Raw genomic sequence first — 26744 nt, forward strand, 5'->3', positions numbered from 1 at the left:
AGCCTCGGCTGCCGATATCCTGCGTAGCGTGATCAACTCGTATGCGGGCCTCGACGACGTCGGAGTAGCGATAGCTGCGGCACGTGCCGGTGCGGACGTGGTGCGCGACCTGTACGGCCAGCGGCTCGCCCGCACGGAGAAGGGTGCCGGGGACTTCGCCACCGCAGCCGATGTCCGCGCGGAGGAGAGGATCCTCGGCATCATCCACGCTGCCCGGCCCGACGACGGTGTCCTCGGTGAAGAAGGCGGACAGCGGGGTGCCGCCGGGGCGGCGCGCCAGTGGTTGGTGGATCCCTTGTGCGGCACGCTCAACTACGCCGTCGGCAACATGCTCGTGGCCGTCAACGTGGCGCTGCGCGGCGGTGCGGCCGCAGTGGCCGATCCGTTCAGTGGCGAGGTCTTCTTCACCGACGGGGTGACCGCCTGGGTGCGACACCATGGTGCCGATGCCCGGCTGGTGCCCTCGTCCGCCACCCGACTCGTGGACATGAACCTGGATCCGCCGTTCCCCAGCGCGCCCGGCTTCCGGGCTGTGGACCTGCTGGCCCAGCACCAGTTCGTGGCACGGTTCCGGCCCCGGGTCGTGTCGACGACTCTGGCGTTGGCCTGGGTCGCCGCCGGCAAGCGCGCCGCATACGTAACGGATGGCGCCGACCTGTCAGGGAGCGTGCATTTCGCTGCCGGCATCGCTCTGTGCCAGGCGGCCGGCTGCGTGGTCACCGGGATCGACGGCGCCCCGATCGGACAGACAGGCCGCGGACTTGTGGTGGCCGCCGACGGCGAAAGCCACCAGCTGCTGATGTCGATGATCCATAGCTGAAGCCGCGCCACAGACACAACAACTGCGGCCCGAGCACGGTGGGTTACTGACGGAGGATCATCTCGTGGAGTGGTGAACCGTGCTTGCGGACGGCCAGCCGGGAGAACGGCTCGGCGAGCGTCCGGCGCGGGAAGCCCCGCCGCCACACAGAGGAAGCGCCGGCCCGTCAGCCGACTCAGGGTTCCACGGCCGGTCGTCGCTCCGCGCCGCTCTCGCCGCGCAGTCGCCGGCGCAGTGCCGCGAGCCGCGGATGGCGCTCGCTGAGCTCCGCCGAGCGGCGGTCCAGCTCCTGCATGAGGCGCTCGGTGCGCTTGTCGAGGTCCAGCTCGTCGAGGATCCGGTCGATCTCGGCGAGCAGCGCGCCGTGCAGCTGCCACTGCCGGGGGTGCTCCTGCACGTCCTCCAGCAGCAGGTCGGCGACCCGGTCCCGGGTGGCCCGGCTCGCGGCCAGGGCGGCGGTCAGCCGTTCCTCGGCCTCCTCCGCGTTGGCCGCCACCTGGGTGGTGATCAGCCGGGCGAAGCTCTCGAGGGCCTCGGCCATCTGCTCGAACAGCTTCTGGAGGTCGGCCGACACGTCCGGTGGGAACAGTGACTCCTCCGTACGGAACTTCGCCAGGTCGGTCAGGCTTCGCGTCAGCACCCGCAGCACCACCGCGCAGATCTCCAGGGTGTCCAACCCCGTCCGCAGCACCACCCGGGACAGCAGCCCCTCCCGTACGCGCGGGTTCATCCGCAGGCTCTCCTCCGCCTGCCGCAGCGAGGCGTCGACCTCCACGATGTCGTGGTCCAGCTGCCGCGCCTCGTGCAGCCGGGCGGCCGCGTGCGGGAAGGGCAGGTGGCCCCCGGCGATCTCCGTGCCCATGGTGCGGAGCATCTGGCCCATCCCGCGCGCCAGCCCGTCGATGGACGTCCCCGCCGACTGCGTCCACACCGGGGGCGCGAACAGCAGATTGAACAGCAGGCCCACGCCGGCCCCGATCAGCGTCTCCAGGACCCGGTGCCAGGCCGCCGACGCGGCCTGGGAGACGCCGAGGACCAGCATCGCGCTGATCGCCACCTCGGGCACGAACTCGTTCACCCGCACGAAACGGCCGATGATCAGCGAGGTGAAGATCGTCAGACCGAGGCTCCACCAGGTCAGCCCGACCAGGGCGGTGAACCCGATGGCGATGAGGACCCCGACGACGACGGAGTTCACCCGCCGGACTCCGGTGGTGAGCGTCGCGTAGAGGGTGACCTGGACGACGAGGAGAGCGGTCAGTGGGGCGGTCAGCGGAGCGGGTTGCGCGGGCAGGAACTTCAGCGCGACACCGAAGGAGATGACGGCGGCGGCCGTGGACCGCAGCGTCTGCGCCGCGACGGGTTCGGTGGTCCGCCGCACCAGTTTGATCACGGGTGCTGATACATCCGGCATCTCCTTCACGTGCCCGATCATGATCGCTTCACCGCGCTTCGGCACCTGGAACGCCCCGGACGCCTGCCCGCACCGCCCGCCGCGCAGTGCCGCCGAGAGCCTGATCCCGTTCCCGTGTGGGCTCCGGGCATCCGTGGAACACGTCCCGTGTCGTTGCCCGGGAACCGCGCAGGTTCGGTTCGAGGAGGTCGTGTGTCACACCCCCCGCACATGGATATGGACATGGATTCCGTCTACGCCCGCGTCGAGCGGGAGGTCGCCGCCCGTGCCGACCGGCTCTGGGAGGTGAGTCTCGCGCTGCACGGCGAACCGGAGACCGCCTACGAGGAGCATCGCGCCGCCCGGCTCCTGGCGGACGAGCTGGAACGGGAGGGGTTCCGGGTGGAGCGGGGCGCCGCGGGGCTGCCGACCGCCTTCGTCGCCCGTACGGGCACGGCGGCCACCGCCGAAGGGCGCCCGCGTGTCGCCCTGCTGATGGAGTACGACGCGCTGCCGGAGCTGGGGCACGCCTGCGGGCACAATCTGATCGCGGCGGCGGGCCTCGGGGCGGCCCTCGCCGCGCGGGCCGCGCTCGGTGAGGCCGGGGGGACCCTGCTGGCGGTCGGGACACCGGCGGAGGAGCGTGGCGGCGGCAAGGTCGCGGAGGTGGCGGCGGGCCTGTTCGACGGGGTGGACGCGGCGCTGATGTTCCACCCGGGCGTGTACGACTGGTCGTGGGCGCCCCTGACGGCGAGCGCGCAGGTACGGATCGGCTTCCACGGCAGGGCCGCGCACCCGACGGGCAACCCCACGGAAGGCATCGACGCGTTGGGGGCGCTGATCCAGCTGTTCAACACGCTCGGCGTCCTTGACCGGCGGCTGCCCGCGGGCTCGCACGTCCAGGGCATCGTCACGGAGGGGGGCCGGGCGACGAACATCGTGCCCGAGTACGCGGAAGGGCTGTTCGGTCTGCGCGGTGCGACCGCCTCCGCGCTGGCGGACCTGGTGGAGGAGCTGCGCTCATGCGCCCAGGGCGTCGCGCTGGCCACCGGGACGAAGGCGGAGGTCGCCGAAGTGGCCGCCCGCTACGAGCACTTCCGCGACAACGACGTGCTCTCCGGGCTGTTCGCGGGGCACCTGGAGAGGGCCGGCATCCGGCTGACGGAACCCGAGGCGGGGGTCTATCTGGGGTCCTCCGACATCGGCAACGTCAGCACCCGGGTACCCGCGATCCATCCGTTCGTGGCCATCATGGGGCCCGACGGCTCGGACCATACGCCTGAGTTCGCCGCGGCGGCCGCCGGGCCGCGTGGTCGCGAGGTCATGCTGGCGGCGGCGTACGCGCTGGCGAGCACGGCGGCCGACGTCCTGCTCCGTACGGATGTGCCCGAGCGGGCCTGGTCCTGCCACCGCCGGAAGGCGGCGGCAGGACGGTGAGGGAGGACCGGCGTCCCCGCAGGTGCCGCCGGTCGTCGCGGCACGGCGCCGGGCCGCCGCCGCGGTTCAGTCCTCGACGGCCACCCGCACGCTCTTGACCTCGGTGTCGGCGGCGTCCGGCACGACCATGCCGGCGTCGACGCCGGTACGCAGGTAGCGGACGACCTCGGCGTTGAGACGTTCCCCGGGCAGCGCGGCGGGGATGCCGGGCGGGTACGGGGTGAGCATCTCCGCGGTGATCCGGCCGATGGCCTTCTGCCACGACACCTGCTCCGTCGGCCCGAAGTACGCGTCGCGCGGGAGCTGGACCTGTTCGAGCCGCAGCTGTTCGGGGTCCGGGACCTCGACCTGCTCCGCGGGCCTCAGCTCGTCCGCGTGCGCGGCGACGTCACGCAGCCCCGCGAGGAGGGTCTGGGCGGAGTCCTCGTCGTCGGCGTGGGTCAGCTGGGCGCTGATGCGGCGGTGATCGCACAGGTGCAGGTTGATCTGGTGGTGCTCGCGCAGCCAGTCGGCCGCCCGATAGCCGGTCGTACCCAGCGCGGTGATGTCGACGATGATCTGGAGCGGGTCCATGTCGGCCGCGCGGCCGGGCCCGCAGAAGTCGTCCCGGCCGTGTACGTGCATCCCGTCGATGCGGGCGATCCGGGTCCGCAGGGAGGCGGCGAGGGCGAGCGCGTCGTCGTAGAGGGCGCGGCCGTGCTCCACCATCTGGCGCCGCCAGCCGTCGAGGGCGGCGTACAGCAGGACGGAGGGGCTGGTGGTGCCGAGGAGGTCCTCGCGGCTCTTGAGCACCTCGGGGTCGATCAGGTCGCCCTGGAGGTGGAAGACCGAACCCTGTTCCAGGCCGGAGCCCATCTTGTGCACGGAGGTGACGCAGACGTCGGCTCCGGCGTCCATGGCCCAGGTCGGCAGGTCGGGGTGGAAGGGCAGGTGGGCGCCCCAGGCCTCGTCCACGATGAGCGGCTTGCCCCGCTGGTGGCAGACCTGCGCGATGGCGGCCAGATCCGAGCAGGTGCCGTACGGCGTGGGCGTCGTCACGAGGGCGCCCCTGGCGTCCGGGTGCTCGGCGAAGGCCGCCTCGAACGCCTCCGCGGACGGGGGGTGTGCCAGATGCCGTTCGGGGTCCCACTGCGGGGCGACCCAGATGGGCCGGATGCCGGAGAGGATCAGCCCGGAGACCACGGCCTTGTGGGCGTCGCGCCCGACGAGCAGCTTCTCGTGCGGTCCCGCCACGGACAGCATGGCCGACTTGACCGACAGGGAGCTGCCGCAGGTCGAGAAGAAGGTGTGCTCCGCGCCGACGGCGTCCGCCATGAGGGCCTGCGCCTTTTCGAGGACGCCTCGGGAGGACGTCCGGTCGTCCAGGCCGCTGGTCGCCAGGACGTCCGAGCGGAACACCGCGTCCCCGAGGACCTCACGGACCCGTGGATCGGCGCCGCGCCCCTGCTTGTGGCCCGGCGGGGTGAAGGGGGTCTGCCCCTCGGCGTGGTAGGCGGCCAGAGCTTCGAGTACCGGCGCTTTCGAGTGGTCCATAGGGTGCGGTTGCCCTTGACCCGAGAGGCGGAAACGGTGCGCCACCGCGGTGCGGCCGGGCGGGTGAACCCGGCCCGGCGCACCGCGGCCCGCGGCCGCGGGGGCGTCAGCGGCGGATGACCGAGCGGATCCAGGAGAGCTGCTGGGAGACCTCTCCCGCCTCGGCGCTCTTCTCCCGGTCGGAGCCGTTGAAGACACCGACGAGGGTTTCGGCGCCGCGCGGGCCGACCGTCATCACCGGGCCGCCGGAGTCGCCCCCGGCGGGGATCCCCTTCACCTTCTTCATGCAGAAGTCGGGGCCGCCCGGCGCGGTGTGGCCCGCGCACATGGGGTCGTCCGCCCGTACGACCTTCAGGTCCGACTGCTTGAGGACGGGCGACTGGCAGGCGCTCTCGTCCGTCGTGCAGGTGGCGCCCCACCCGTACTGCCGCACGACCTGGCCGCGGCGGACGCCGACCGTGGACAGCCGCGCCGTGGGGACGTTCATCGGCGGCACCTTGACGAGCATCATGTCGGCGTGCGCGCTGCCCACGCGCTTGCCGGGCAGGGGCCGGACCGTGGTGCCCCTGCGCATGTCCAGATTGCCCACCCGGAAGGAGATCCGCCGGTCGGGGACCGGCCGCGCCTGCTCGTAGAAGCAGTGCGAGGCGGTAAGGATCCACTGCCGGGAGACCGCGGTCCCGGTGCACGCCGGTTTGCCGTCAACGAGCATCCGTACCGCCCACGGGCCGTAGGTGCTCTTGGTCCCGCCGATGACGGCGAAGGCCGGGGCGGAGGACAGCACCTGGCCCGCGACCAGCGCTAAGGCGGTCAGCAACAGGGCATGAAAGCGACGCATTACGCAGAACAACTCCTCGTGGAGGGCCACAGCCGTACAGGTAGTCAGGCCGTACGGACAGTCAGAGAGCCCTCGGAGGCTAAGCGTTCCGTCCGAGCCCTAGGAGATTCGAGCCCTACGAGATCCGAGCCCTACGAGATCGGACCCCGCGTCATTTCTCGCGCCCGCCCGGCCCGCTGCCGCGGCCCCGCCCGCCACGCGGGTGCCACAGGCGCAGCCAGACGTCCCGCGCGTGGCGCCCCGCCTCCGCGCGGCTGCGCGCCACCATCTCGCGGGCCTCGTCCGGCGTCTCCACCATGGGCCCCGACCCGCGCAGCGGCCGTCCGGCGGTCTCGTGCAGGAAGAACGTCGACGCCAGCCCGATCGCACCGGCCACCATCAGGTAGAAGGCGGGCACCAGCGTGTTACCGGTGGTGTCGACCAGGTAGGAGGCGAGCAGCGGGGTGGTGCCGCCGAAGAGGGAGACGGAGATGTTGTACGAGATGGACAGGGCGCCGTAGCGCAGACGTGTGGGGAACAGGGCGGGCAGGGTGGCCGCCGCCGTGCCGGCGAAGCAGACGAGGAGCAGGCCGAGGATCGCGCAGCCGAAGGCGGGCATGAGGATGCCGCCTTCGCGGATGAGGAGGAACGCCGGGACGGCGAGCACGATCAGGGCGATGCTGCCGGCCATGAACATGGGGCGCCTGCCCCACCGGTCCGAACTGCGGCCCACGGTGGTGATGGCGAGCGCCACCAGCAGCATGGTGGCGAGCACCAGCAGTTGCGCGGTGGTGTCGCTCTCCCCCAGTGTCACCGTCATGAACGTGGGGAGGTACGACGTCACCATGTAGTTCGTGACGTTGTAGAGCAGCACCAGTCCCATGCAGATCAGCACCGCCTGCCAGTGCCGGGTGAAGATCTCCTTGAGGCGGCCCTTGCCGGACTGGCGGGCCTGCTCGACGGGGTCGCTCTCGCCCCGCCGGTGGCTGACTTCCCGTTCGGCCGCGGCGGAGGCCGCCTCCTGCTGGAAGGCGGGCGTCTCCTCCAGCTTCACGCGCATGTACAGGCCGATGAGTCCGAGCGGTCCCGCGACGAAGAAGGGGATGCGCCAGCCCCAGCTCTCCAGGCCGTCGGTCCCGAGCGTCAGGGTGAGGACGGTGACCAGGCCGGAGCCCAGGGAGTAGCCGATGAAGGTGCCGAAGTCGAGCCAGCTCCCGAGGAATCCACGCCGCTGGTCGGGCGCGTACTCGGCGATGTAGGTGGTCGCGCCGGCGTATTCGCCGCCCGTGGAGAAGCCCTGGACCAGCCGGCACAGGAGGAGCAGCAGCGGGGCGGCAAATCCGATCGAGGCGTACGAGGGCAGCAGGCCGACCGCGAAGGTGCTCACGGCCATCATGATCATGGTCGCGGCGAGCACCCGCTGTCTGCCGATGCGGTCACCGAGCGGGCCGAACACGAGGCCGCCCAGCGGACGGACGAGGAAGGCGGCGGCGAAGGTGGCGAAGGTGGCGACGACCTGGGCACCGGGCGAGCTGGACGGGAAGAAGACCTTGCCGATCGTGCCCGCCAGATAGGCGTAGACACCGAAGTCGAACCACTCCATGGTGTTGCCGAGCGCGGCGGCCGTCACCGCGCGTCGCACCTTGGGGCGGTCGGAGACCATCACGTCCTCGGCACTGAGCGCCTTCTTCCGGCGGCGCAGCAAGGTGCGCGCCATCCGGTCCGTCGCCGAACGCGACGAGCGCGCGGTGTCCGCCTCCGGCCCACGGGAATGGCGGGCCTTTCCCCGCGGAAGTCCCCGCGGAAGGCCTTTCACCATGGAGCTTTTCTCCTCTTGTCGCCCGAGAAAAAGCTGTATCCACGCAAAATTAGGCCTAACCGGAAAGACCGGCAAATCGCCCATCGGTCGGGGTGGTGCCGGGGGCGGGCCGGGAGCACAGGCCGTGGTCCGGACGGGTTACCACGATGCGCTATAGTAGATCTTGAACTGGTCGCCGCGGTCGCGGTGAGCACTCACGCGTCGGTGGTCCAAGGAAAGACGCCCCGCTTCCTGCGGGGAAATGCAGGTGCAAGGCCTGCCCGGCGCTCCACGAAGGGCCCGTCCGCGTACAGCGCGGACGGGCCCTTCGCGTGGGCGTACCCGGAGGGGGCGGGCGGTCAGACCTGGCCGCGCCAGGCGCCCGTCTCGGCGCCGCCGCGCTCCTCGATGAACTTCTTGAACCGCTTCAGGTCACCGGTGACCTGCCGCTTCACGAAGCCGAGCTTGTCGCCCACCGTCTCGGCGAGCCCTTCGGGGTCGTAGTCCATCTGCAACATGACCTTGGTGCGCGCTTCGTCCAGGCGGTGGAAGGTGACGACGCCCGCCTGCTTGGCCTGCCCGTCGACCGTGGTCCAGGCCACGCGCTCGTCCGGGATCTGCTCCGTGATCGTGGCGTCGAACTCCCGCTCCACACCGCCGATCTTCGTCACCCAGTGGGTCAGCTTGTCGGAGCGCTGCTCGATGCGCTCCACACCGTCCATGAACTCGGGGAAGGTCTCGAACTGGGTCCACTGGTTGTACGCCGTACGGACCGGAACGTCGACTTCGATGGATTCCTCGACCTGCGACACGGATGACACCTTTCCTTGGGGAACTCGTGGAACTCGCTCAGGGTCCTTCTGCGTCGGGCCCTGGGCACTGCGTCGTTTCCTTCTCCGCGAGTGCCCGGGACCTGTGCTTTCACTCCTACCACCGGAGCATGGCGAGCGCCCGCACCGCGTCGTACGCCATCCGCCCCGGGGCCTCGCCGCGACTGTCGCTGCTTGATCATGTGGGTGATCGCAAGCCTACGCATGCGCCGCTTCCGCAACCCTCGGCGGTAATTGCCGTGCCAACCTCTTGCGCCACCGGCAACTCCTCTGCCACATTCACCCATGCCAGCGATGGCATGCACGCGTCATGAGCAACCCCGCCTCTGCCGCGCGCGCCGCGTCTGCATAGGTATGCAGCGCTGTCCTCATCCAGGACGTCTCACCCCCACACGATGGAGACGAACATGCGTATATCCAGACTGGTCCCCGCGCTCGCGGCCACCGCGCTCGCCGTTCTGGGACTGGCCCCCACGGCCGCGGCCCAGACCCCGGCCAACGCCCCCGCCGCCGCGCCCGTCGCCGCGTCCGCCGAGGGCCGGCAGCCGATCATCGGCGGTGGCTACGCCGGCAACGCCCCCTGGGCGGCCCGGCTCTTCTCCAACGGCCAGCAGACCTGCAGCGCCTCGATCATCGCCCCCACCTGGATCCTCACCGCCAAGCACTGCGTCAGCGGCGGCGGCCTCTCGTTCCGCATCGGCAGCCTCGACCAGACGTCCGGCGGCACCGTGGCCAACGGCGTCAGCGTCTACACCCACTCGGGGGCGGACCTGTCCCTGGTCAAGCTCGACCGCTCCGTGGCGGGCACCTACGCCCGTCTCGGCACCCCGGGCTCCGTCTCGGTGAACCAGACCGTGCAGGTGTACGGCTGGGGAGCGACGTCCCAGTGCGGTTCGGAGATCAACTGCCAGTCCCGGCTCCTGAAGGTCGCCAACGTCGTCGTGACCGGCGGTTGCCGCGACGCCTACCAGGGGCAGGCGATCTGCGCCCGTCGCGGCGACGGCATCACCGCGGGCGGCGACTCCGGCGGCCCGATGATGGCCAACGGCGCGCAGGTCGGCGTCGCCTCCACCAGTGACCGCCAGACCACGACCGCGTACACGAACGTGACCGCGTACCGCTCCTGGATCCAGAGCATCGCGGGCGTCTGACAGATCCTCCGGGGGCAGCGCTCCCGACCCCCGTCGAGTCCGCCTCCGCGCGCCCGCCGCGCGGAGGCGACACGTCTCTCCGGAGACGGCCCGTACAAGGGGTGGCCCGGAAAAGGGTGGTCCGGGAACCATGGCCGGCAGGTCAGTTGCGGGCTCGCCGCGGGTGGCGGGCCGCGCCGTCCGGGTCCGGGTCCACCCGTCGGATGCGGGCGCGCCGTACGACCTTCGGCCCCACCTCCGCGGCCTCGCGGACCAGCGCGGGACCGTCCCAGTCGGTGGGCCAGCCGTGCCACAGCCGCAGCTTGCCGTCCACGACGACCGCGGTGATCTGGTCCCGGCCCGAGAGGCGGACCAGCTCCCACGACAGGTCGTAGGACGGGGTGAGTTCGGGCACCCGGAGGTCGACGAGGAGGAAGTCGGCGGCCTTGCCGACGGCGATCTCGCCGGTCACCTTGCCCAGCCCGAGGGCATCCGCGCTCAGGGCGGTGGCATGGGCGAGCCACACACGGCCGGCGCCGCACGAGGAGTCGCCGGACATCAGACCGTACGTCAGGCGCTGGGCGCTCTCGGCGGCATCCACGAGGCGGAAGCCGTCACCGCGGGTGCCGTCGGTGCCGGTGCCGAAACGGATGCCCATGCTCTGCCACATCAGGGCGTGCGCGACGGCGTTGCCCTTCCAGGCGCTGGCCACCGGGTTGTAGCTGACGGCGGCACCGGTGTCGGCGAGCATGCGCATCTCGTCGGGGGTGAGCAAGGTGGCGTGGGCGCCCAGGGTATGGGAGTTGAGGGCGCCGATGTGGTGCAGGTACGACACCGGGCGGCGCCCCACGCTCTTGAGCGAGCGTTCCACCGCGGCCAGGTGTTCGTTGACGTGGACCTGGAAGACCGCGCCGGCGTCCGCGCACAGCTCCGCCGTCCTCTTCAGCACCTCCGCGGTGGCGTCCTCGGGGACGGGTATCGCCAGGGAGGGGTGGATGAGCCGCGAGCCCTGGAAGCGCTCCAGGTGTTCCTTGCCGCCCTTGCCGTCGGAGACGACCTTGGCCAACACGCAGCGCAGCCCCGCCTCCTCGGCGGCCTTCGCGACGACGCCCACGTCGACGGGTGCGCGGGTGCCGGCGTCGGCGGCGGTCGTGAACCCGCCGCGCAGCGCCTCCAGGGCGGCGAGCTTCGCCGACAGGTGGGCGCTCTCCTCGTCCAGGGCGTGTTCCAGCGGCTCCCAGACGGTCTTGAAGATCTCCGACGGCTGCCCGAACGCCTGCGCCTTGCCGAAGCTCTGCGTCAGGTGGTGGTGGGCGTCCACGAAACCCGGCATCAGCAGATGGCCCTTGAGCCGTACCGTACGGGCGTTCCGGTGCGCGTCGGCGAGTTCGCGGACCGGTCCGACGGCCCGGAACGTTCCGTCCTGGACCAGGACCGCGCGGTCCTTGACCGGTCCTCCGGGCAGCAGGACGACGTCCGGTACGAGCAGCAGCCGCTTGGCACGGAGGTCCTCGGGACCGAAGGTGTCGTGCCGGCGGTGACCGTCCTCGGTGCCGTGGGCGCCCTCGCGCCCGGCGGCCGCCGCCGGTGCAGCTCCGGCGGCTCCCCACAGGCTCCCGGCTCCGACCAGTCCGGCCCCGACGACGAACCCGCGACGATCCACGCCGGGCATCTCGCCGTCCTCGTCGGGCGACGACCCGTCCTGCCACGTCTGCTGCGCCACCGCACACTCCTTCGTGTTCGCACAGGGAAGGCCCGGCCACGCGGGGCGGCCGAGCCGGGGACGCCGACCATAAACGAGCCCGGATTGTGGAACAAGAGTTTCGGCAGACGGAAAGGAGGGGGGAGCTTTCGCCTTCGGCGCCCGCGCCGAAATTCGTCCACGCATGCGTTGACCCCGCGCGTGCTCCGCGCTTTGATCGCGTCAGCCCCGCGCACCACAGCGCGCCCTCACCCGAGTCCTCGACCCCACACTCTCCCGAAGGGGAACCGCCCGATGAGACCTGCCTTACGCATCTCGACGACCGCCGCCCTCGCGGCCGCCCTCACCTGCCTGACCTGGCCCGCGGGAGCGGCGAGCGACGAGCGGACCCCGCGCACCGAACGCATCAGCGTGGCGCCCGACGGCTCCGGCGGCAACTATCACTCGGTGGATCCGTCCGTCAGCGCGGACGGTCGGGTCGTCGCCTTCATGTCGTCGGCGACCAACCTGCTGCCGGGAACGGTTATGCCCAACAACGTCTTCTACCGGACGGCTCCCGGTGCGCCCCTCAAGCGCGTCGTGGTGCCGGGCGAGTCGACGATGGCACCACGCCTCTCCGATGCGGGCCACCACCTGACGTTCACCTCGTACTCGGCCACGACGCAGAAGTACTCCGTCCACGTGATGGACCTGCGCTCCGGGCGCGTCGAACCCGTGGCGCCCGAGCTGCCGGGCGGCTTCCGCGCGGACCACGGCGCCGCCCCGCTCAGCGCGGACGGACGGTACGTCGCCTTCGTGGCCAAGACCGCCGCCGACGAGAACGGGGTGTCCCGCTGCCGGATCATGCTCATGGACCGCGGGACCCAGCGCCTGTGGCGGGCCGGGCCGGCCACGAAACGCGACTGCCAGGACGTCTCCCTGAGCGCCGACGGCCGCAAAGTGGCCTACCGGGTCGGCTACTCCGGGGCCTCCGACGACGACCAGGCGGACATCCTGGTGTACGACCGCGTGACCGGGCGGACCGAACAGGCCGATGTCACGTACGACGGGTCACCGGCCGACAGGTCGGCGCTCTCTCCGGTGCTGAGCGCCGACGGCTCCAAGGTCGGCTTCAGCTCGGTGGCCACGAACCTGGTCCCGGGCACCGATCCGAACGGAGACACCGGTACGTCCTGGAACGCCTTCGTCCGCGACCTGCGTACCGGCGCGCTCCAGCGCTACGACGGCCACTCCCCCACCGATGTCACCCTGCTGTCGGACCTGTCGGCGAACGGCTCCAAGGTGCTCCTCAACACGGCCGACGCCGAGCACAGGACGCTGGGGCTGATCCTGCGCGATCCGCGTACCGGCCAGGAGGAGCTGCTCTCGCCGGGACAGGACGGCAAGCCCGTCACGGTGGGCCGGGCCGCACTCAGCACGGACGAGTCGACGGCCGTCTTCGACTCCTACCACCCCGGTCTGGTCCCCGAGGACACCAACCTGATCGGTGACGTCTTCGTGCGCACCCTGTCCTGAGCCGCCACGGAGTGACGCGGGCGGCTCGCGGGTCACAGGAATCGGCGTATGGGTGCCACGGCCACCTCGCGCAGCCGTTGCGTGGCCGGGCGGTGCTGCCAACGGGCCTTCTCGATCCGCTCGCTGACCTGGAGGTCCTCGTCGAAGTGCTGGTCCAGGGTGGCGGTGAAGTTCTCGTCGAGCACGGCGAGCATGACCTCTTCGTCGTGGTCGAGGGAGCGGCGGTTGAAGTTGGTCGAGCCGATCAATGAGGCGACCTGGTCGACGGTGATGACCTTGGCGTGCATCATCGTCGGCTGATACTGGTAGATCTTCACGCCGCTGGTGAGCAGATCCTCGTAGTGGCGCTGGCCGGCCAGCTGGCAGACCCGCTTGTCGGTGTGGGGGCCGGGAAGCAGGATCTCCACCTCGACGCCCCGCCGGGCCACCGCGCAGAGCAGCTCGATGAAGTAGGCGTCGGGCGCGAAATAGGCGGTGGCCAGGCGGAAGCGCTGCTGCGCCGTTTCCAGCATGACGCGGACGAGGGTCTGCATGTCCTGCCAGCCGAAGCTGGCCGAACCCCGCACGACCTGCACGATCGCGTCGCCGTGCGGCTGGTGGCCGGTGAAGCGGTCCCGGTCGTCGAACAGGACGTCGTGGCACTCGGCCCAGTTCTGGGCGAAGGCGGCGGCGATCCCGTCCACCGCGGGGCCGCGGACCTGGACGTGGGTGTCGCGCCACTCGTTCTCGTTGCGCGCGTCGCCGCACCACTCCTCGGCGATGCCCACCCCGCCGGTGTACGCCGTGTGCTCGTCGACGACCAGCACCTTGCGGTGGCAGCGGTGGTTCTGCTTCAGCGGCGACAGGTACAAAGGCTTGCGGAACCACGACACCTCGGCCCCGGCGGACTCCATCAGGTCCAGCAGGTCCTTCTCGATGAGACGACTGCCGAAACCGTCCAGGAGCAGCCGCACCCGCACTCCGGCGCGGGCCCGGTCGGCCAACGCGTGGGCGAACTGGCGGGCTATCTCCCCGCGCCAGTAGACGAACGTCATCAGGTCCACGGTGTACTCGGCCCCGCGAATGGCCGCCAGCATCGAGGCGAAGATCTCGTCGCCGTTGCGCAGCGGGACCAGGGCATTGCCCTCGGTCGCGGCGATGCCGATCAACCGTTCCAGACGCCGTCGCATCCGCTGCTTGCGTTCGGTCACCGACGGATCCGTCGGCGCCGAGGGCACGGACGGGTCCGGTCGGTGGCTTGTTCTCTTCATGACTTCCCTCGTCATCGGGCACCTCTCCTCGCGTTCAGCTGCGCAGGTCCTCCAGTATCCGGGCCCCACCGGAGTGCCTACTGCCCGGGAAGTCGGCCCGGTCACGGGGAACGCGTGGAAACGGTTCTTGGCGTTCACATTGACTTAACCGGTTCCGTACACGAAATTGTGCTGCGGAAGCGGGCTGCCCGGAAGTCGGCGTGCCCCATCGAGGCAGGAGCAGCAGATGAGACGTATACGAGCCGCCGTCGCGACAGGGGCCCTCCTCGCCGCCTGTGCCGCACTCCTCGGCGCCGCCCCGCCGGCGCCGGCCGCCGACTCGCCGGGCTTCCGGATCCGGGACGGGCGGCTCCTCGACGCCACCGGCCGGGACTTCGTGATGCGCGGCGTCAACCACGCGCACACCTGGTATCCGGACACGACCGACAAGGCGCTGAAGGACATCAAGGCCAAGGGTGCCAACACGGTGCGTGTGGTGCTCGGCACCGGGGACCAGTGGGCCAGGAACGACACCGCCGACGTCGCCCGGGTCGTGTCCGAGTGCAAGAAGAACCGGCTGATCTGCGTCCTGGAGGCCCATGACACGACCGGGTACGGCGAGGCGGGTGCCGCGGTGCCCCTGTCCAGGGCCGTCGACTACTGGCTCGGCGTCAAGGACGCCCTCGTGGGCCAGGAGAAGTACGTCCTGGTCAACATAGGCAACGAGCCGTACGGCAACACCGGCTACGCCGCCTGGACCGACGACACCAAGAAGGCCGTCGGCCGGCTGCGGGCCGCGGGTCTGGACCACACCCTGATGGTCGACGCCCCCAACTGGGGCCAGGACTGGGCCTTCACCATGCGTGACAACGCCGCCGGCGTGCTGGCAGCCGATCCCGACCACAACATCCTGTTCGACATCCACATGTACGGCGTCTTCGACACCCCGGCCGAGGTCAGCTCCTACCTCAACCGGTTCGCCGCCGCCAAACTGCCCCTCGTGGTCGGCGAGTTCGGCGACATGCACTCCGACGGGAACCCCGACGAGGACGCCATCATGGCGAGCGCCCAGTCCCTCGGCATCGGCTACCTGGGATGGTCCTGGAGCGGCAACGGCAGCGGGGTGGAGTACCTCGACTTGGTGCAGGACTTCGACCCGAGCCGGCCGACGGCCTGGGGCAGGCGCCTGTTCGAGGGGGCCGACGGCATCAGGGCCACCGCCAAGGAGGCCGGCGTCTTCGGCGGGACGGGCCCCGGGCAGGGCTCCTGCGCGGTCTCCTACCGGCTGAGCGACTGGGGCAGCACGTTCAACGCCGACATCACCATCCGCAACACCTCCGGCCAGAGGATCGACGGCTGGCAGCTCGCCTTCGCCTTCTCCGGACAGCAGAAGATCAACTCCGTGTGGAACGCGAAGGCCGTCCAGAGCGGCGCCGACGTCCGGGCCACCCCCGAGCCCTGGACGCACTCCATCCCCGCGAACGGCACGGTGAGCTTCGGGTTCAACGGCTCCTCCACGGGCGCGAACACGCCGCCGAAGGCCTTCACCCTCGACGGCAAGGCCTGCACCACGGCCTGAACCGGCCCCCCGGCCGGATGAGCGCACCTCGGCGGCGGACCGGTAAGGTCGGCCGCCGAGGCACGGAACCGGTACAGCGGGAGGGCGCATGAAACGGCCGACGATCACGGACATCGCGCGCCGGGCGGGAGTCTCCAAAGTCGCGGTCTCCTACGCGCTCAACGACCAGCCGGGCGTCTCCGCGCAGACCCGCGCCCGCATCAAGGCGATCGCCCAGGAGGTCGGCTGGCGGCCCAGCAGCGCCGCCCGCGCCCTGAACGGCGCCCGGGCCCGCGCCGTGGGCCTGGCCCTGTGCCGACCCCCTCGCACCCTCAGCGTCGAACCGTTCTTCATGGAGCTGATCGGCGGCATCGAGGCCGAACTCGCGCCCCGCTCCATCGCGTTGATGCTCCAGACCGTCACCAGCCACGACGACGAGATCGAGCTGTACCGGCGCTGGTGGGGCGAGGGCCGCGTGGACGGCGCGCTCCTGGTGGACCTGTACGGCGACGACGCCCGCGGCCCCGCTCTCACGGCGATGGACCTGCCCGCGGTGGCGCTGGGCCCGCCGGGGGCGGCCGGGGGCGTGCCCGTCGTTTGGTCCGACGACGGAGCCAGCGTCCGGGAGACGGTCGCGTATCTGGCGGCGCTGGGGCACCGCGGCATCGCGCGGGTGGCGGGGTCCGCCGGGCTCGCGCACACCGCCGTGCGGGACGCCGCGTTCGCGGCGAGCTGCCGCGAGGCGGGCTTGCCCGAGCCCGTCGTGGTGCACACCGACTACTCCGGCGAGGGCGGGGCGCGGGCGACCCGCGGGCTGCTCATCGGCCGGGAGCGGCCCACCGCGATCGTCTACGACAACGACATCATGGCGGTCGCCGGTCTGTCCGTGGCGCAGGAGCTGAGTCTGGACGTGCCGGGCGACCTGTCCCTGGTGGCGTGGGACGACTCGCCGTTCACCCGGGCGGTTCGCCCGCAGCTCACCGCGCTGACCCGGGACATCGCGGAGTACGGGGCCTGCGCCGCGCGGACCTTGCTCGCCGCCGTCGCCCAGGAGCCGGTCCGGGACCAACAGGTGCCCGCCGCCCGGCTGGTGCCCCGCGCGAGCACCGGCCCGCCCCGCTCCCGCTGAGGCGCGCCGGTGGTGGGCCGAGGGTTCAGCTCCGCGGGGCGCGGGGCGCGCTCGTCGACGCCCGGGGGGTGAGGGACGGGGTCCGCACGGGGTGCGGCCGCACCTCGCGGCCGGCGATGACCGCGAACAGTTCGCGGGCGACCTCGGCGCCGAAGCCGTGCACGTCGTGGCTCATCGCCGACAGCGTCGGGTGGGTCAGGCGGCACAGTTGGGAGTCGTCCCAGGCGAGCAGGGACAGGTCGGCCGGAACCGCGACGCCCATCTCGGCGGCGACGCCGAGCCCGGCCACCGCCATGATGTCGTTGTCGTAGACGATGGCGGTGGGCCGCTCGGGCCGCAGCAGCAGCGAGCGTGTCGCACGGGCTCCGTCCTCGCCGGCGAAGCCCGTCGTCATCTGTGTGCCGGGGCCCAGGCCGAGCTGGTGCAGGGTGTCCTGGAAGGCCCGTTCCCGGATGGCGCTGTGTCCCAGGCCGGGCGGGCCGCCGACGCGGGCGATGTGCCGGTGGCCGAGGGCGGCGAGGTAGCGCACCGCCTCGGCCATCGCGGTGGCGTCGTCCGTCCACAGCGACGGAATGCCGCCGGTCAGGTCCGGGTGTCCGACCGCCACCGCGGGGATGCCGAGCCGCCGGAGCGGTTCGACCCGCGGGTCGTCCCGGTGGAAGTCCACCAGGACGGACCCGCCGATCTGCCGTTCGCGCCACCAGGCCTCCTGGAGGGCGATCTCCTCGTTCAGGCCGCTGACCAGTCGGAGCAGCAGGGAGCAGGACCGTTCGGCGAGGACGCTCTCGATGCCGGAGATGAACTCCATGTAGAAGGGTTCGAGGCCGAGCAGCCTGGCCGGCCGGCACAGGGCGAGGCCGATCGTGTCGATGCGCTGGGTCGACAGGCTGCGGGCGGAGGAGTTGGGCGCCCAGCCCAACTCCCGGGCGGCGGCGAAGATGCGTTCCCGGGTGCTTTCGGCAAGGCCAGGTCGGTGGTTGAAGGCGATCGACACCGCCCCTTTGGACACGCCGGCGGCGGCCGCGACGTCCTTGATGGTGACGCGTTGGGTGGGGGCACTCACGCCGGTTCCACGCAGAAGAGTGCCTTGCGGAAGGTGTTGGCGCCCGCGCCGTCCGCGCCATGGACGCGGATGCGCGTGCGCTCCCCCGGCAGGAGGGTGATCAGGCCGCGGTCGGCGCTCGCGTGGGGGGCGACGCGGTCGGGCTGGAGCAGCAGGTCGCGGACGAGGGTGTGGGCGCTCACCACCACGTCGACGGTGTTCTGGTCCTGGCCGACGGTCTCCACGGCGATGTCGAGTCGCGGCGTCGGGTAGTCGAACTCCTTGTCGCGTACGGGCAGATGGAGGGCGCGCAGGCCGTCGGCGTCGGCGACCAGGTACTCCTTGGTGCTGCCGGGCGCGGGCGTCACCTCGGACGGGGCGGGCAGCCGCAGCACGGTCCGGGCGGGCGCGGTGACTCGCAGCGAGGTGCGGGCGGTGAGGGTGCCGTCGGCCCGCATCAGCCGCAGGGTGACCTCGGTCGTCCACGGTTCGGCGCTCTGGTTGGCGAGGACGACGTCGGGGCCGTCGGTGCCCGGCTGGAGGGTGAGGAGCCGGTCGGCGTAGACGCGGCGCAGTTCGTGGTGGAGGGGTTTGAGGCGGCCGTCGCCGTCGATCGCGGACCAGGAGCTGACCGGCCAGCAGTCGTTGATCTGCCAGACGATCGTGCCGGCGCAGCGCGGCCAGTTCGCGCGCCAGTGTTCGATGCCGGTGGCGACGGCGCGGGCCTGGACGACCTGGGTCAGGTAGTGCCAGCGGTCGAAGTCGCCCTCGGGCGGGGCGAAATGGCGTTCGAGGCCGCGCCGCAGTTTGGCGTTGCCGTCCTCGGCCTTTTGGTGGTGGAGCATCCCCGGGGAATCGGGGGCGAGGCTTTCGCCGGGCAGGGCGCGGCGCAGCGTGGCCAGCGCGGGGGGTGCCTGCCAGCCGAACTCGGAGACAAAGCGCGGCACGTTCGCCAGGTACTCGGTGTAGTCCTGTCTGTTCCACACCTCCCAGGAGTGGTACGTGCCGTGGTCGGGGTCGTTGGGGTGGTGCTCCCAGGAGCCGGACCAGGGGCTGCCCGCGCTGTAGGCCCGGGTGGGGTCCAGCTCCGCGACCACGCGCGGCAGGAGGCCCAGGTAGTAGCCCTCCCCCCAGGAGTCTCCCGCGAGGGGTTCCTCCCACTGCCAGTCGCGAAAGCCCCACAGGTTCTCGTTGTTGCCGTTCCAGAGGACCAGGGAGGGGTGCGGCATGAGGCGTACGACGTTCTCGCGGGCCTCGGCCTCGACCTCGCCGCGCAGCGGCTGCTCCTCCGGGTAGGCGGCGCAGGCGAACAGGAAGTCCTGCCAGACCATGAGGCCGAGTTCGTCGCAGGCGTCGTAGAAGGCGTCGTCCTCGTAGATGCCGCCGCCCCAGACGCGTACGAGGTCGGCATTGGCGTCGGCGGTCTGCCGCAGGCGGGTGCGGTAGCGCTCGGGGGTGATGCGGGAGGGCAGTACGTCGTCGGGGATCCAGTTCACACCGCGTACGAAGATCCGCTCGCCGTTGACGACGAACGTGAAGCCGGTGCCGTGCTCGTCGGGGCTCCGGTCGATCTCGACGGTGCGAAAGCCGATCCGCCGCCGCCAGGCGTCCAAGGCGGCGCCCTCGTCCTCCAGCGTCAACTCGACGTCGTAGAGCGGTTGTTCGCCGTGCCCGCGGGGCCACCAGAGCCGGACGTCCGGTACGTCGAGCACCAGCGTGAGGTGATCGCCGGTGGTCTCGGCGCGCGCCTGGACCCCGGCGACCGCGGCGTGCGCGACGAGCGGCCGCCCCGTGCCCGTGGCGGTGCGTTCGAGGTCGACGCGCAACTCCACGCGTCCGCGGGTTCCCGCCACGGTGACCAGCGGCCGTACCCGGGCGATGCGCGCCGTCGACCACCGCTCGATCCGCACTGGGCGCCACATGCCGGCCGTCACCACGGTCGGCCCCCAGTCCCAGCCGAAGGAGCAGGCCATCTTGCGGATGTACTGGAACGGCTCCGGGTAGACGTTCGGCCGCTTCCCGGTCGTTTCGCGGACGGCGGCGGCCTCCTCGTAGGCGGAGGCGAACGTGACGCGCAGCTCGCCGGCGCGGCCGGTGACGTCGAACCGGTGGGAGCGGTGCATGTTGCGCGTGCGCCCCAGCTCCGTACCGTCCAGGGTGATGTGGGCGGCGGTGTCCAGGCCGTCGAAGACCAGGTCGGCGCGTTCGTGCGGTGCCGGGCCCTCTTGGAGGGCGGCCAGGGAGCGCGTGTAGGTCCAGGAGCGCCGGCCCACCCAGGCCACGTCCAGTTCGTTCGTGCCGAGGAAGGGGTCGGGGATGAGGCCCGCGGCGAGGAGATCGGTGTGGACACAGCCCGGGACCCGGGCTTTGAGGAGTGCTCCCTCGTGGCTGAGGCTCCAGCCTTCTGTCAGCTGGACGACGTCCTTCATCAGCGGCTCCCATCGGACGGGCTCACGCCCTGATCGTGTGCAACGCGCCTCAACCTAGCCCGCCGGTGGTTAACCGGTCCAGTAGCCGGAGTCGATCAGGGCGGCGCCGTTCGCCCCTTGCCCGAGAAGCTCGGGCGGAGGTCCGGCTCCGACACGGGTAACGATTGGGTATCACGGCGGAAATCGGAGCTTTACCGGTTCACGACGGGCTGACATAGTGCGGGTCAGCCGCTGGGGCCCGAGCCGTAACCCTTGAAAGGAGTTGGGCACATGAGAAGGAAGCCGCTGAGCGCCGCGCTGCTTGCCACCGCGCTGCTGACCGTCGCGGGGTGTGGCGGAGGGGGGTCGGCCACGGGGGAAGCGGCCACCAAGCCGTCCGATCCCGCGAAGGTGGAGGGCACGATCACGGTGCTGACCCACCGCACCGACCTCGTGCAGGACGGCACGATGAAGAAGTACGCCGCCGAGTTCAAGAAGACCTACCCCGAGGTCTCGGTGAAGTTCCAGGGCATCACCGACTACGAGGGGGAGGTGAAGATCCGCATGAACACCGAGAACTACGGTGACGTGCTGCTGATCCCCGCGGTGATCGCCAAGGGCAACTACCCGAAGTTCTTCGCCCCGCTGGGCGACACGAAGGACATGGCCCGCCGCTACCGCTTCACCGGCAAGAGCGACGTGCGCGGAAAGACGTACGGCATCGCCAACCTCGGCACCGTGAACGGGCTCGTCTACAACAAGGCGGTGTGGAAGCGGGCCGGCGTCACCGACTGGCCCACCACCCCCGACGAGTTCCTCGCCGACCTGAAGCGGATCAAGGAAAAGACCGGTGCGACGCCGTACTACACCAACTTCAAGGACGGTTGGCCGCTGAGCAGCCCATGGACCAACAGCGTCGGCTCGGTCAGCTGTGACGCGAAGGCGTCCGACGCGCTCGCCACGTCCGACAAGCCGTGGGCCAAGGGCAGTGAGCTGAACGTCATCGACACCCTGCTCCACGACATCGTGCACGACGGGTTGTCCGAGAAGGACCCCTCCACGACCAACTGGGAGACGTCCAAGACGGACCTCGCCAAGGGGAAGATCGGCAGCATGCTGCTGGGCTCCTGGGCCGTGCACCAGATGCGTGACGCGGCGACCAAGGCCGGCCGGAACCCCGACGACATCGGCTTCATGCCCTTCCCGGCCCAGAAGGACGGGAAGTTCTGCGCCACGATGCTCTCCGACTACCAGCTGGCGGTGAACGCGCACTCGGACAACAAGAGCGCCGCCCGCGCCTGGATCGACTGGTTCACCGAGGAGTCCGGCTTCGCCGCGAAGGAGGGCGGGGTCCCGGCCCTGACCTCGATGAGCTTCCCCGACGTCCTCAAGCCGTACCAGGACAACGATGTCAAGCTGATCGAACGGTCCGAGGCGAAGACGGAGCGGGTCAACGCCATCGACAACGCCTCCGAGATCGGTCTGGCCAAGCCCGACTACCGCCAGAAGCTGATCGACATCGCCCGGGGCGCCCAGCAGGGGACCCTGCGGGGCTACTTCGACGATCTCGACAAGCGCTGGGCCGAAGCGTCCGCGACCGCCGGCGGCTGACCCGGACCCGGGCCGGGGCCTCGCACCGTTCACGGCGCGGGGCCCCGCGTCCGCACCACGCTCGCCGCGGATCACGAAAGGCCCCCTCGACATGACCGACACCGACACCACCAAAGCGCCGCCGCCCACCCGGCGGGCCGCGCCGGCCGTCCGCCGCTCCCCGCGCGCGGTGGCGCCCGCCCGCTCCTGGCGCGAGCACCCGTTGCGCAGGATCACCCCGTGGCTGTTCCTGCTCACGCCGCTGGCGCTGCTGATCACGTTCACCTACGTCCCCGTGGGCAACATGATCTATTACAGCTTCACGGACTGGGACGGCGTCAGCCCCGAACGGAACTACACCGGCCTGGACAACTACCGGCAGTTGTTCACCCGGCCCGAACTGTTCCGGGTGTTCTTCGTCAGCTTCTACTATCTGGCCGCCTCGGCCGTGCAGATCGTCATCGCCCTGTACTTCGCCACGGTCCTCAGCTTCGACCTGCGCTTCCGCAATCTGTTCAAGGGGATCCTCTTCTTCCCCTACCTGGTCAACGGCGTCGCCATCGGCTTCGTCTTCCTCTACTTCTTCCAGGACGGCGGCACCCTCGACGCGCTCCTGGCCTGGTTCGGGGCCGGTGGCGACCACGCCTGGCTCGGCGATCCCGAGTCCGCCAACACCTCGCTCGCCGGTGTCTCGGTCTGGCGCTTCACCGGGTTGAACTTCGTCCTCTTCCTCGGCGCGATCCAGTCCGTCCCGGGCGAGCTGTACGAGGCGGCGCAGCTGGACGGCGCGAGCCGCTGGCAGCAGTTCCGGCACATCATCGCGCCGAGCATCCGTCCCGTGCTGAGCCTCAGCGTCATCCTGGCCATCTCCGGCTCGCTGGCCGTCTTCGAGATCCCGTACATCATGACCGGCGGGGCCACCGGCACCTCGACGTTCGTCATCCAGACGGTGAAGCTCGCCTTCCAGTTCAACAAGACGGGGCTGGCATCGGCCTGCGCCGTCGTGCTGCTCCTGATCATCCTGGTGATCACCTGGATACAGCGGCGGCTCGTGCCCGACGACAAGGTGGACCTCGTATGACCACGCTCACCTCCGCCGAGCGGACCTCGCCCCGGAACAGGCGGCCCCGTATCGGAACAGCGCTGACCTACCTGTCGTTGGTCGTCGCCGCGCTGGTGGTCCTGATCCCGCTCGTCGTCGTCTTCCTCACCTCGCTGAAGTCCTCCCGCGAGGTGAGCGACGGCGGGGCCCTCGCCCTGCCGCGCGACTGGCTGAACTTCTCCAACTACGCGACCGCGTTCCGCGACGGGCACATGCTCGCCGCCTTCGGGAACACCGCGTTCATCCTGGTGTTCTCGATCACCGGCACCGTACTCATCGGCTCGATGACGGCGTACGCGATCGACCGCTTCGAGTTCCGCCTGAAGAAGACCGTGCTGGCGCTGTTCCTGATCGCCACCCTGGTCCCCGGTGTGACGACGCAGGTGGCCACCTTCCAAGTGGTCAACAGCTTCGGCCTGGTGGACACCCGGTGGGCGCCGATCCTGCTCTACATGGGCACCGACATCGTGTCGATCTACATCTTCGTGCAGTTCATCCGCGGCATCCCGACCTCGCTGGACGAGGCGGCCCGGCTCGACGGCGCGAACACCTTCACCATCTACCGCAAGATCATTCTGCCGTTGCTCAAGCCGGCCATCGCCACGGTCGTCATCGTCAAGGGCATCACGACGTACAACGACTTCTACATCCCGTTCCTCTACATGCCCTCCGAGGACAAGGGGACCATCTCCACGGCGCTGTTCCGCTTCAAGGGCCCTTTCGGCGCGCACTGGGAGAACATCTCGGCGGGAGCGATCCTCGTCATCGTGCCGACGCTGCTCGTCTTCCTCTTCCTGCAGCGTTACATCTACAACGGCTTCGCCCAGGGGGCCACCAAGTAGCGGGTGAGCCGGGCTGCCGGGTGGCCGGGTTGCCGGGCGTGGGTGCCCGCGGTCCGCCGCCGCGGGCACCGCCTACCGCCTACCGCCTGGCGGCGGTCTGGTGGACGGGCCTCACTTCAGGTGCCGGTCGAAGAACCGGTTCCCGTCCTCCACCTCGAACCACGGGGTACCGGTGTGTCCGCCCAGGTTGGCGTGGAGCGTCTTCTCCTTGGTGCCGAAGGCGTCGAACAGGTCCAGTGCCGGCTGCCGGGGGTTGCCCTCGTCGTCCCACTGCAGCAGGAACAGCAGCGGGACGGTGACCTGCCGGGCCTGCGCCCGCTGGGCACGGGGCACGTAGCCCCCGGCGAAGAAGCCGGCGGCGGCGATACGCGGCTCGGACACCGCGAGCCGGATGCCGAGGGCGGTCCAGCCCGAGTAGCCGACCGGGCCGCCGATCCCGGGCAGCGCCAGGAGTGCGTCCAGGGTGGCCCGCCACTCCGGGGCCGCCATTTCTACCAGCGGGCCGATGAAGGACTCGAGGATCTCGTCGACCGGCTCACCGGCCCGCATCGCCCGGCGCAGCTCGGCGCGGGCCTGTTCGTCGGCGGCGGTACGGGGCCGGTCGCCGCATCCGGGGGCGTCGATGGTGGCCACGGCGTAGCCGTACGCGGCGGACCGCCGGGCACGGGCCACCAGCCGGGGGTCCCCCTTGGGCAGGCCGTTGTTGTGGGCCATCAGGATCAGCGGGGCCGGTTCCGGGGAGGCGGGGGTCCACAGGGTGCCGGGGGTCTCGCCGAGGGTGAACTCGCGTTCGACGGTGCCGTCGTCAAGGCGCTGTTCGGAAGTGAAGCGCATGGTCGTGCCTTTCGGGAGTGCTCGTGAACGGCGCTCCCGGACGACCTACCGCCCGACCGTGACCCCGGAGGGGAGCACCCATGTCGATACATCGCTCACGGGTACCACCTCCTCGTCCTTACGCACGGCCTGCCGGAAAGGTAGCAACGGCCGCCGGGGCCCGCCAACGGCTTTTCGCGGGCCCTCGTCGCTGACCGAGCGAAGTACGTGCGGGGCCTGCGCGACTTGCCCCCGACTCCTGGCGTGGCCGGCGGCCGCCGTGGTTGTCTCGGGGTCCGCAGAGGTAGGGGGGCGCGTGTGGACGCGGCGGGAAGCATGGCGTTATCGGCCGTACAAGTACTGACGGCCATCGCGGCAGGGGCCGGGACCGAGGCGGGCCGGGCGTTGGGGGACGTGGTCCGAGCGCGGCTGGGGACCTCGGGCGAGGGCCGGGCCGCGCTGGCCCGGGTGAGTGCCGACCCGACGGACCCGGTGGCGGCACAGGGTCTCCAGGAGGCGATTCGGGAGGCTTTGGCTGCCGACCCCGAGTTCAGGGGCCGGGTGGCGGCGGCGTTGGCCGGGCCGGCTCCGGCCGCTCCCCCCGCCGGTACGAGCAACCATTCGTACAAGGACAGCATCGTCATCGGTAGCGGCGGCAGGATACGGCGGAGCCAGATCTCGCTGGGCCCGCTGACGATCAACAACTCCCGCAGCGCTCGCGCGTACCTGACCGCGGGTGGCGCGCTGCTGCTCGCGCTGCTGACCCTGGCCGTGTACGGCGGGACACAGTTAATCACCGGTGACGAGCTTCCCGATTCCTCCGACGGTACATCGCCCCGAAGTTCCCGCACGGCGGCGTCCTCCGCCCCCTCGGCACCGTCACCCTCCGGTGGCACGTCCGCTCCGGAAGTACGCGATCTGGCCGCGGCGAAGCGTATATTCCCCGGCCCGGAGAGCCTGCCGGAGGGCTGGGCTTTCACCGACGGCTCGCCGAAGAAGGACACGTGCCCCGACAACCGTGTGGGCGTGGAGGAGGACGAGACACTCCACTACATCTGCAAGGGCTCACTGCTTGATCTGACAGCGTGGTACGCCCCGGAAGCCTCAGCCGGTTTCGACCGGGTTTCCATTGAGGTCGTGACGTACTCCAGCCGGCACGCCGCCGTTCAGGGATACCTCGGCCAGAAGGCGGAGTTGGCCAACAACCCGCCTGATGGCGTGACAGTGGAATCGCTGCCCTCCTCCTGCGATCGTTCGGCCTTCTTCAGCGCGTCCTATGCCGGAGTCCTCGACGGAGTGGACAGATCGGAGGCACGCAGTGTTGTCCACTGCGGGACCGTCATGTTCAGCATCCGCCTCTACAACGACCACGGACGCAGTGTCGATCTTGACACGCTCGGCGCCCTCAGCAAGACGGTCGCCGCCCGTACCCGGCAGACGCTGAACGGCGAGACTCCTACCGCTGCCTTCGGCTCTTCCTGAACTCTTCGGTACGGGGAAACACACCTGCGAGCTGAGAGACGGGGTGGTAATGCACCGTCGGTTCCGGGCCGGGGACGGACGCCGCGTAAACACCGGGGCGGTTCCGTTACCTCGACCGGGTGAAGAAGGGCTGCTCCATGCGTCGGATGCCGGAGGCCGGGCACGTGCAGGCGACAGATCGTTATTCGCAGGAGGTTTCGTGTCCTTGCCGCAGCACGTCTGCACTCTCAGCGGTATCCCTCGGAGCGCGGGTGAGGCGCGTGACGCTTTGGTCGCCTTTCTCGACGGTGCGGACGAGTACACGCCGTCCAGGCGCATGGACGCCCTCCTCGCCCTCTCGGAACTGGTCGCGGACGCCGAACAGAACTCGGCCGGAATCCGGAACCTCACTGTCCGCACCTACCAGAACACCCTGGAGCTGACGCTCGAATACCGGCCCGGAGCGCGCACCGCGCCGCATGCGGGCCTCGGCTGGAACATCGTGAGCGCGGTCGCCCGCGCCGTCACGCTCACCACCCCACGGGACACGGGCGGCCGCGCCCGCGTCCTCATGGACCTCGCGTGACCGGTCGAC

The 26744-nt window shown here is 70.7% G+C and carries 21 protein-coding genes; 11 read left to right on the forward strand and 10 right to left on the reverse strand.

What is annotated here, in order from left to right; translation table 11 throughout:
• The first annotated feature begins 28 nt into the window (after positions 1-28).
• Complete coding sequence (locus ACZ516_RS06695; protein WP_469008876.1) at positions 29-820, forward strand: inositol monophosphatase family protein; 792 nt, start codon at positions 29-31, stop codon at positions 818-820.
• 175 nt (positions 821-995) lie between these two features.
• Here the strand turns inward: ACZ516_RS06695 and ACZ516_RS06700 are convergent, their stop codons facing one another.
• A complete protein-coding gene (locus ACZ516_RS06700; protein WP_469009607.1) occupies positions 996-2234 on the reverse strand; it encodes an FUSC family protein in 1239 nt (412 codons plus the stop codon).
• 222 nt (positions 2235-2456) lie between these two features.
• Here ACZ516_RS06700 and ACZ516_RS06705 point away from each other — a divergent pair, with 222 nt between their 5' ends.
• Positions 2457-3650 (forward strand): amidohydrolase, encoded by a 1194-nt coding sequence (locus ACZ516_RS06705; RefSeq protein ID WP_361083109.1) that lies wholly within the window; start codon positions 2457-2459, stop codon positions 3648-3650.
• Positions 3651-3716: 66 nt separating this feature from the next.
• On the opposite strand, the gene ACZ516_RS06710 is transcribed toward ACZ516_RS06705, so the two are convergent.
• The 4 genes from ACZ516_RS06710 to ACZ516_RS06725 all read right to left on the reverse strand — a co-directional run bounded on the left by ACZ516_RS06710 (position 3717) and on the right by ACZ516_RS06725 (position 8610).
• Positions 3717-5183 carry an aminotransferase class I/II-fold pyridoxal phosphate-dependent enzyme gene (locus tag ACZ516_RS06710; RefSeq protein WP_361083111.1) on the reverse strand — a complete coding sequence of 489 codons (1467 nt, stop codon included), beginning with the start codon at positions 5181-5183 and terminating at the stop codon, positions 3717-3719.
• A gap of 106 nt (positions 5184-5289) precedes the next feature.
• Positions 5290-6021, reverse strand: coding sequence for a S1 family peptidase (locus ACZ516_RS06715; protein WP_361083113.1), 732 nt, complete (start codon positions 6019-6021; stop codon positions 5290-5292).
• 151 nt (positions 6022-6172) lie between these two features.
• Positions 6173-7717 (reverse strand): glycine betaine/L-proline transporter ProP, encoded by a 1545-nt coding sequence (gene proP / locus ACZ516_RS06720; protein WP_361083115.1) that lies wholly within the window; start codon positions 7715-7717, stop codon positions 6173-6175.
• A gap of 440 nt (positions 7718-8157) precedes the next feature.
• Complete coding sequence (locus ACZ516_RS06725; protein ID WP_358578405.1) at positions 8158-8610, reverse strand: SRPBCC family protein; 453 nt, start codon at positions 8608-8610, stop codon at positions 8158-8160.
• Positions 8611-9035: 425 nt separating this feature from the next.
• On the opposite strand from ACZ516_RS06725, the gene ACZ516_RS06730 reads away from it, so the two are divergent.
• Positions 9036-9779: a S1 family peptidase gene (locus ACZ516_RS06730; RefSeq protein WP_361083117.1), complete on the forward strand. Its 744-nt coding sequence runs from the start codon at positions 9036-9038 to the stop codon at positions 9777-9779.
• 142 nt (positions 9780-9921) lie between these two features.
• On the opposite strand, the gene ACZ516_RS06735 is transcribed toward ACZ516_RS06730, so the two are convergent.
• Positions 9922-11481, reverse strand: a complete 1560-nt coding sequence (locus ACZ516_RS06735) for an amidohydrolase family protein (RefSeq protein WP_469008879.1) — start codon at positions 11479-11481, stop codon at positions 9922-9924.
• Between the two features lie 273 nt (positions 11482-11754).
• On the opposite strand from ACZ516_RS06735, the gene ACZ516_RS06740 reads away from it, so the two are divergent.
• Positions 11755-12975 carry a hypothetical protein gene (locus ACZ516_RS06740; RefSeq protein ID WP_469008881.1) on the forward strand — a complete coding sequence of 407 codons (1221 nt, stop codon included), beginning with the start codon at positions 11755-11757 and terminating at the stop codon, positions 12973-12975.
• Between the two features lie 32 nt (positions 12976-13007).
• On the opposite strand, the gene ACZ516_RS06745 is transcribed toward ACZ516_RS06740, so the two are convergent.
• A complete protein-coding gene (locus ACZ516_RS06745) occupies positions 13008-14225 on the reverse strand; it encodes a phospholipase D-like domain-containing protein (protein ID WP_467466083.1) in 1218 nt (405 codons plus the stop codon).
• Positions 14226-14451: 226 nt separating this feature from the next.
• Between ACZ516_RS06745 and ACZ516_RS06750 the strand changes: the two genes are divergently transcribed.
• Together ACZ516_RS06750 and ACZ516_RS06755 are read left to right on the forward strand one after the other, a co-directional pair.
• On the forward strand, positions 14452-15783 hold the full coding sequence (locus ACZ516_RS06750; protein ID WP_469008883.1) for a cellulase family glycosylhydrolase: 1332 nt from the start codon (positions 14452-14454) through the stop codon (positions 15781-15783).
• A gap of 88 nt (positions 15784-15871) precedes the next feature.
• Positions 15872-16891 (forward strand): LacI family DNA-binding transcriptional regulator, encoded by a 1020-nt coding sequence (locus ACZ516_RS06755; RefSeq protein ID WP_469008885.1) that lies wholly within the window; start codon positions 15872-15874, stop codon positions 16889-16891.
• Between the two features lie 25 nt (positions 16892-16916).
• Here ACZ516_RS06755 and ACZ516_RS06760 read toward each other — a convergent pair whose 3' ends face one another.
• Together ACZ516_RS06760 and ACZ516_RS06765 are read right to left on the reverse strand one after the other, a co-directional pair.
• The gene (locus ACZ516_RS06760) at positions 16917-17954 is read right to left on the reverse strand and encodes a LacI family DNA-binding transcriptional regulator (RefSeq protein WP_469008887.1); all 1038 of its coding nucleotides are present in this window, start codon (positions 17952-17954) and stop codon (positions 16917-16919) included.
• The gene (locus ACZ516_RS06765) at positions 17951-20362 is read right to left on the reverse strand and encodes a glycoside hydrolase family 2 protein (RefSeq protein WP_469008888.1); all 2412 of its coding nucleotides are present in this window, start codon (positions 20360-20362) and stop codon (positions 17951-17953) included. Before ACZ516_RS06765 ends, ACZ516_RS06760 begins: the two co-directional genes overlap by 4 nt.
• A gap of 270 nt (positions 20363-20632) precedes the next feature.
• Between ACZ516_RS06765 and ACZ516_RS06770 the strand changes: the two genes are divergently transcribed.
• From ACZ516_RS06770 to ACZ516_RS06780, 3 genes are all read left to right on the forward strand, one after another.
• Positions 20633-21952: an ABC transporter substrate-binding protein gene (locus tag ACZ516_RS06770; RefSeq protein WP_469008889.1), complete on the forward strand. Its 1320-nt coding sequence runs from the start codon at positions 20633-20635 to the stop codon at positions 21950-21952.
• 91 nt (positions 21953-22043) lie between these two features.
• A complete protein-coding gene (locus ACZ516_RS06775; protein WP_358578424.1) occupies positions 22044-23012 on the forward strand; it encodes a carbohydrate ABC transporter permease in 969 nt (322 codons plus the stop codon).
• Positions 23009-23875 carry a carbohydrate ABC transporter permease gene (locus tag ACZ516_RS06780; protein WP_358578427.1) on the forward strand — a complete coding sequence of 289 codons (867 nt, stop codon included), beginning with the start codon at positions 23009-23011 and terminating at the stop codon, positions 23873-23875. The genes ACZ516_RS06775 and ACZ516_RS06780 overlap by 4 nt, the downstream gene beginning before the upstream one ends.
• Before the next feature lie 111 nt (positions 23876-23986).
• On the opposite strand, the gene ACZ516_RS06785 is transcribed toward ACZ516_RS06780, so the two are convergent.
• The gene (locus tag ACZ516_RS06785; protein WP_469008891.1) at positions 23987-24709 is read right to left on the reverse strand and encodes a dienelactone hydrolase family protein; all 723 of its coding nucleotides are present in this window, start codon (positions 24707-24709) and stop codon (positions 23987-23989) included.
• A 297-nt stretch (positions 24710-25006) separates the two neighbouring features.
• Between ACZ516_RS06785 and ACZ516_RS06790 the strand changes: the two genes are divergently transcribed.
• Positions 25007-26170, forward strand: coding sequence for a hypothetical protein (locus tag ACZ516_RS06790; protein ID WP_469008894.1), 1164 nt, complete (start codon positions 25007-25009; stop codon positions 26168-26170).
• Positions 26171-26369: 199 nt separating this feature from the next.
• The gene (locus tag ACZ516_RS06795) at positions 26370-26735 is read left to right on the forward strand and encodes a hypothetical protein (RefSeq protein WP_358911934.1); all 366 of its coding nucleotides are present in this window, start codon (positions 26370-26372) and stop codon (positions 26733-26735) included.
• Positions 26736-26744 lie beyond the last annotated feature (9 nt).

It is taken from the genome of Streptomyces sp. NPDC034037, assembly GCF_055575715.1.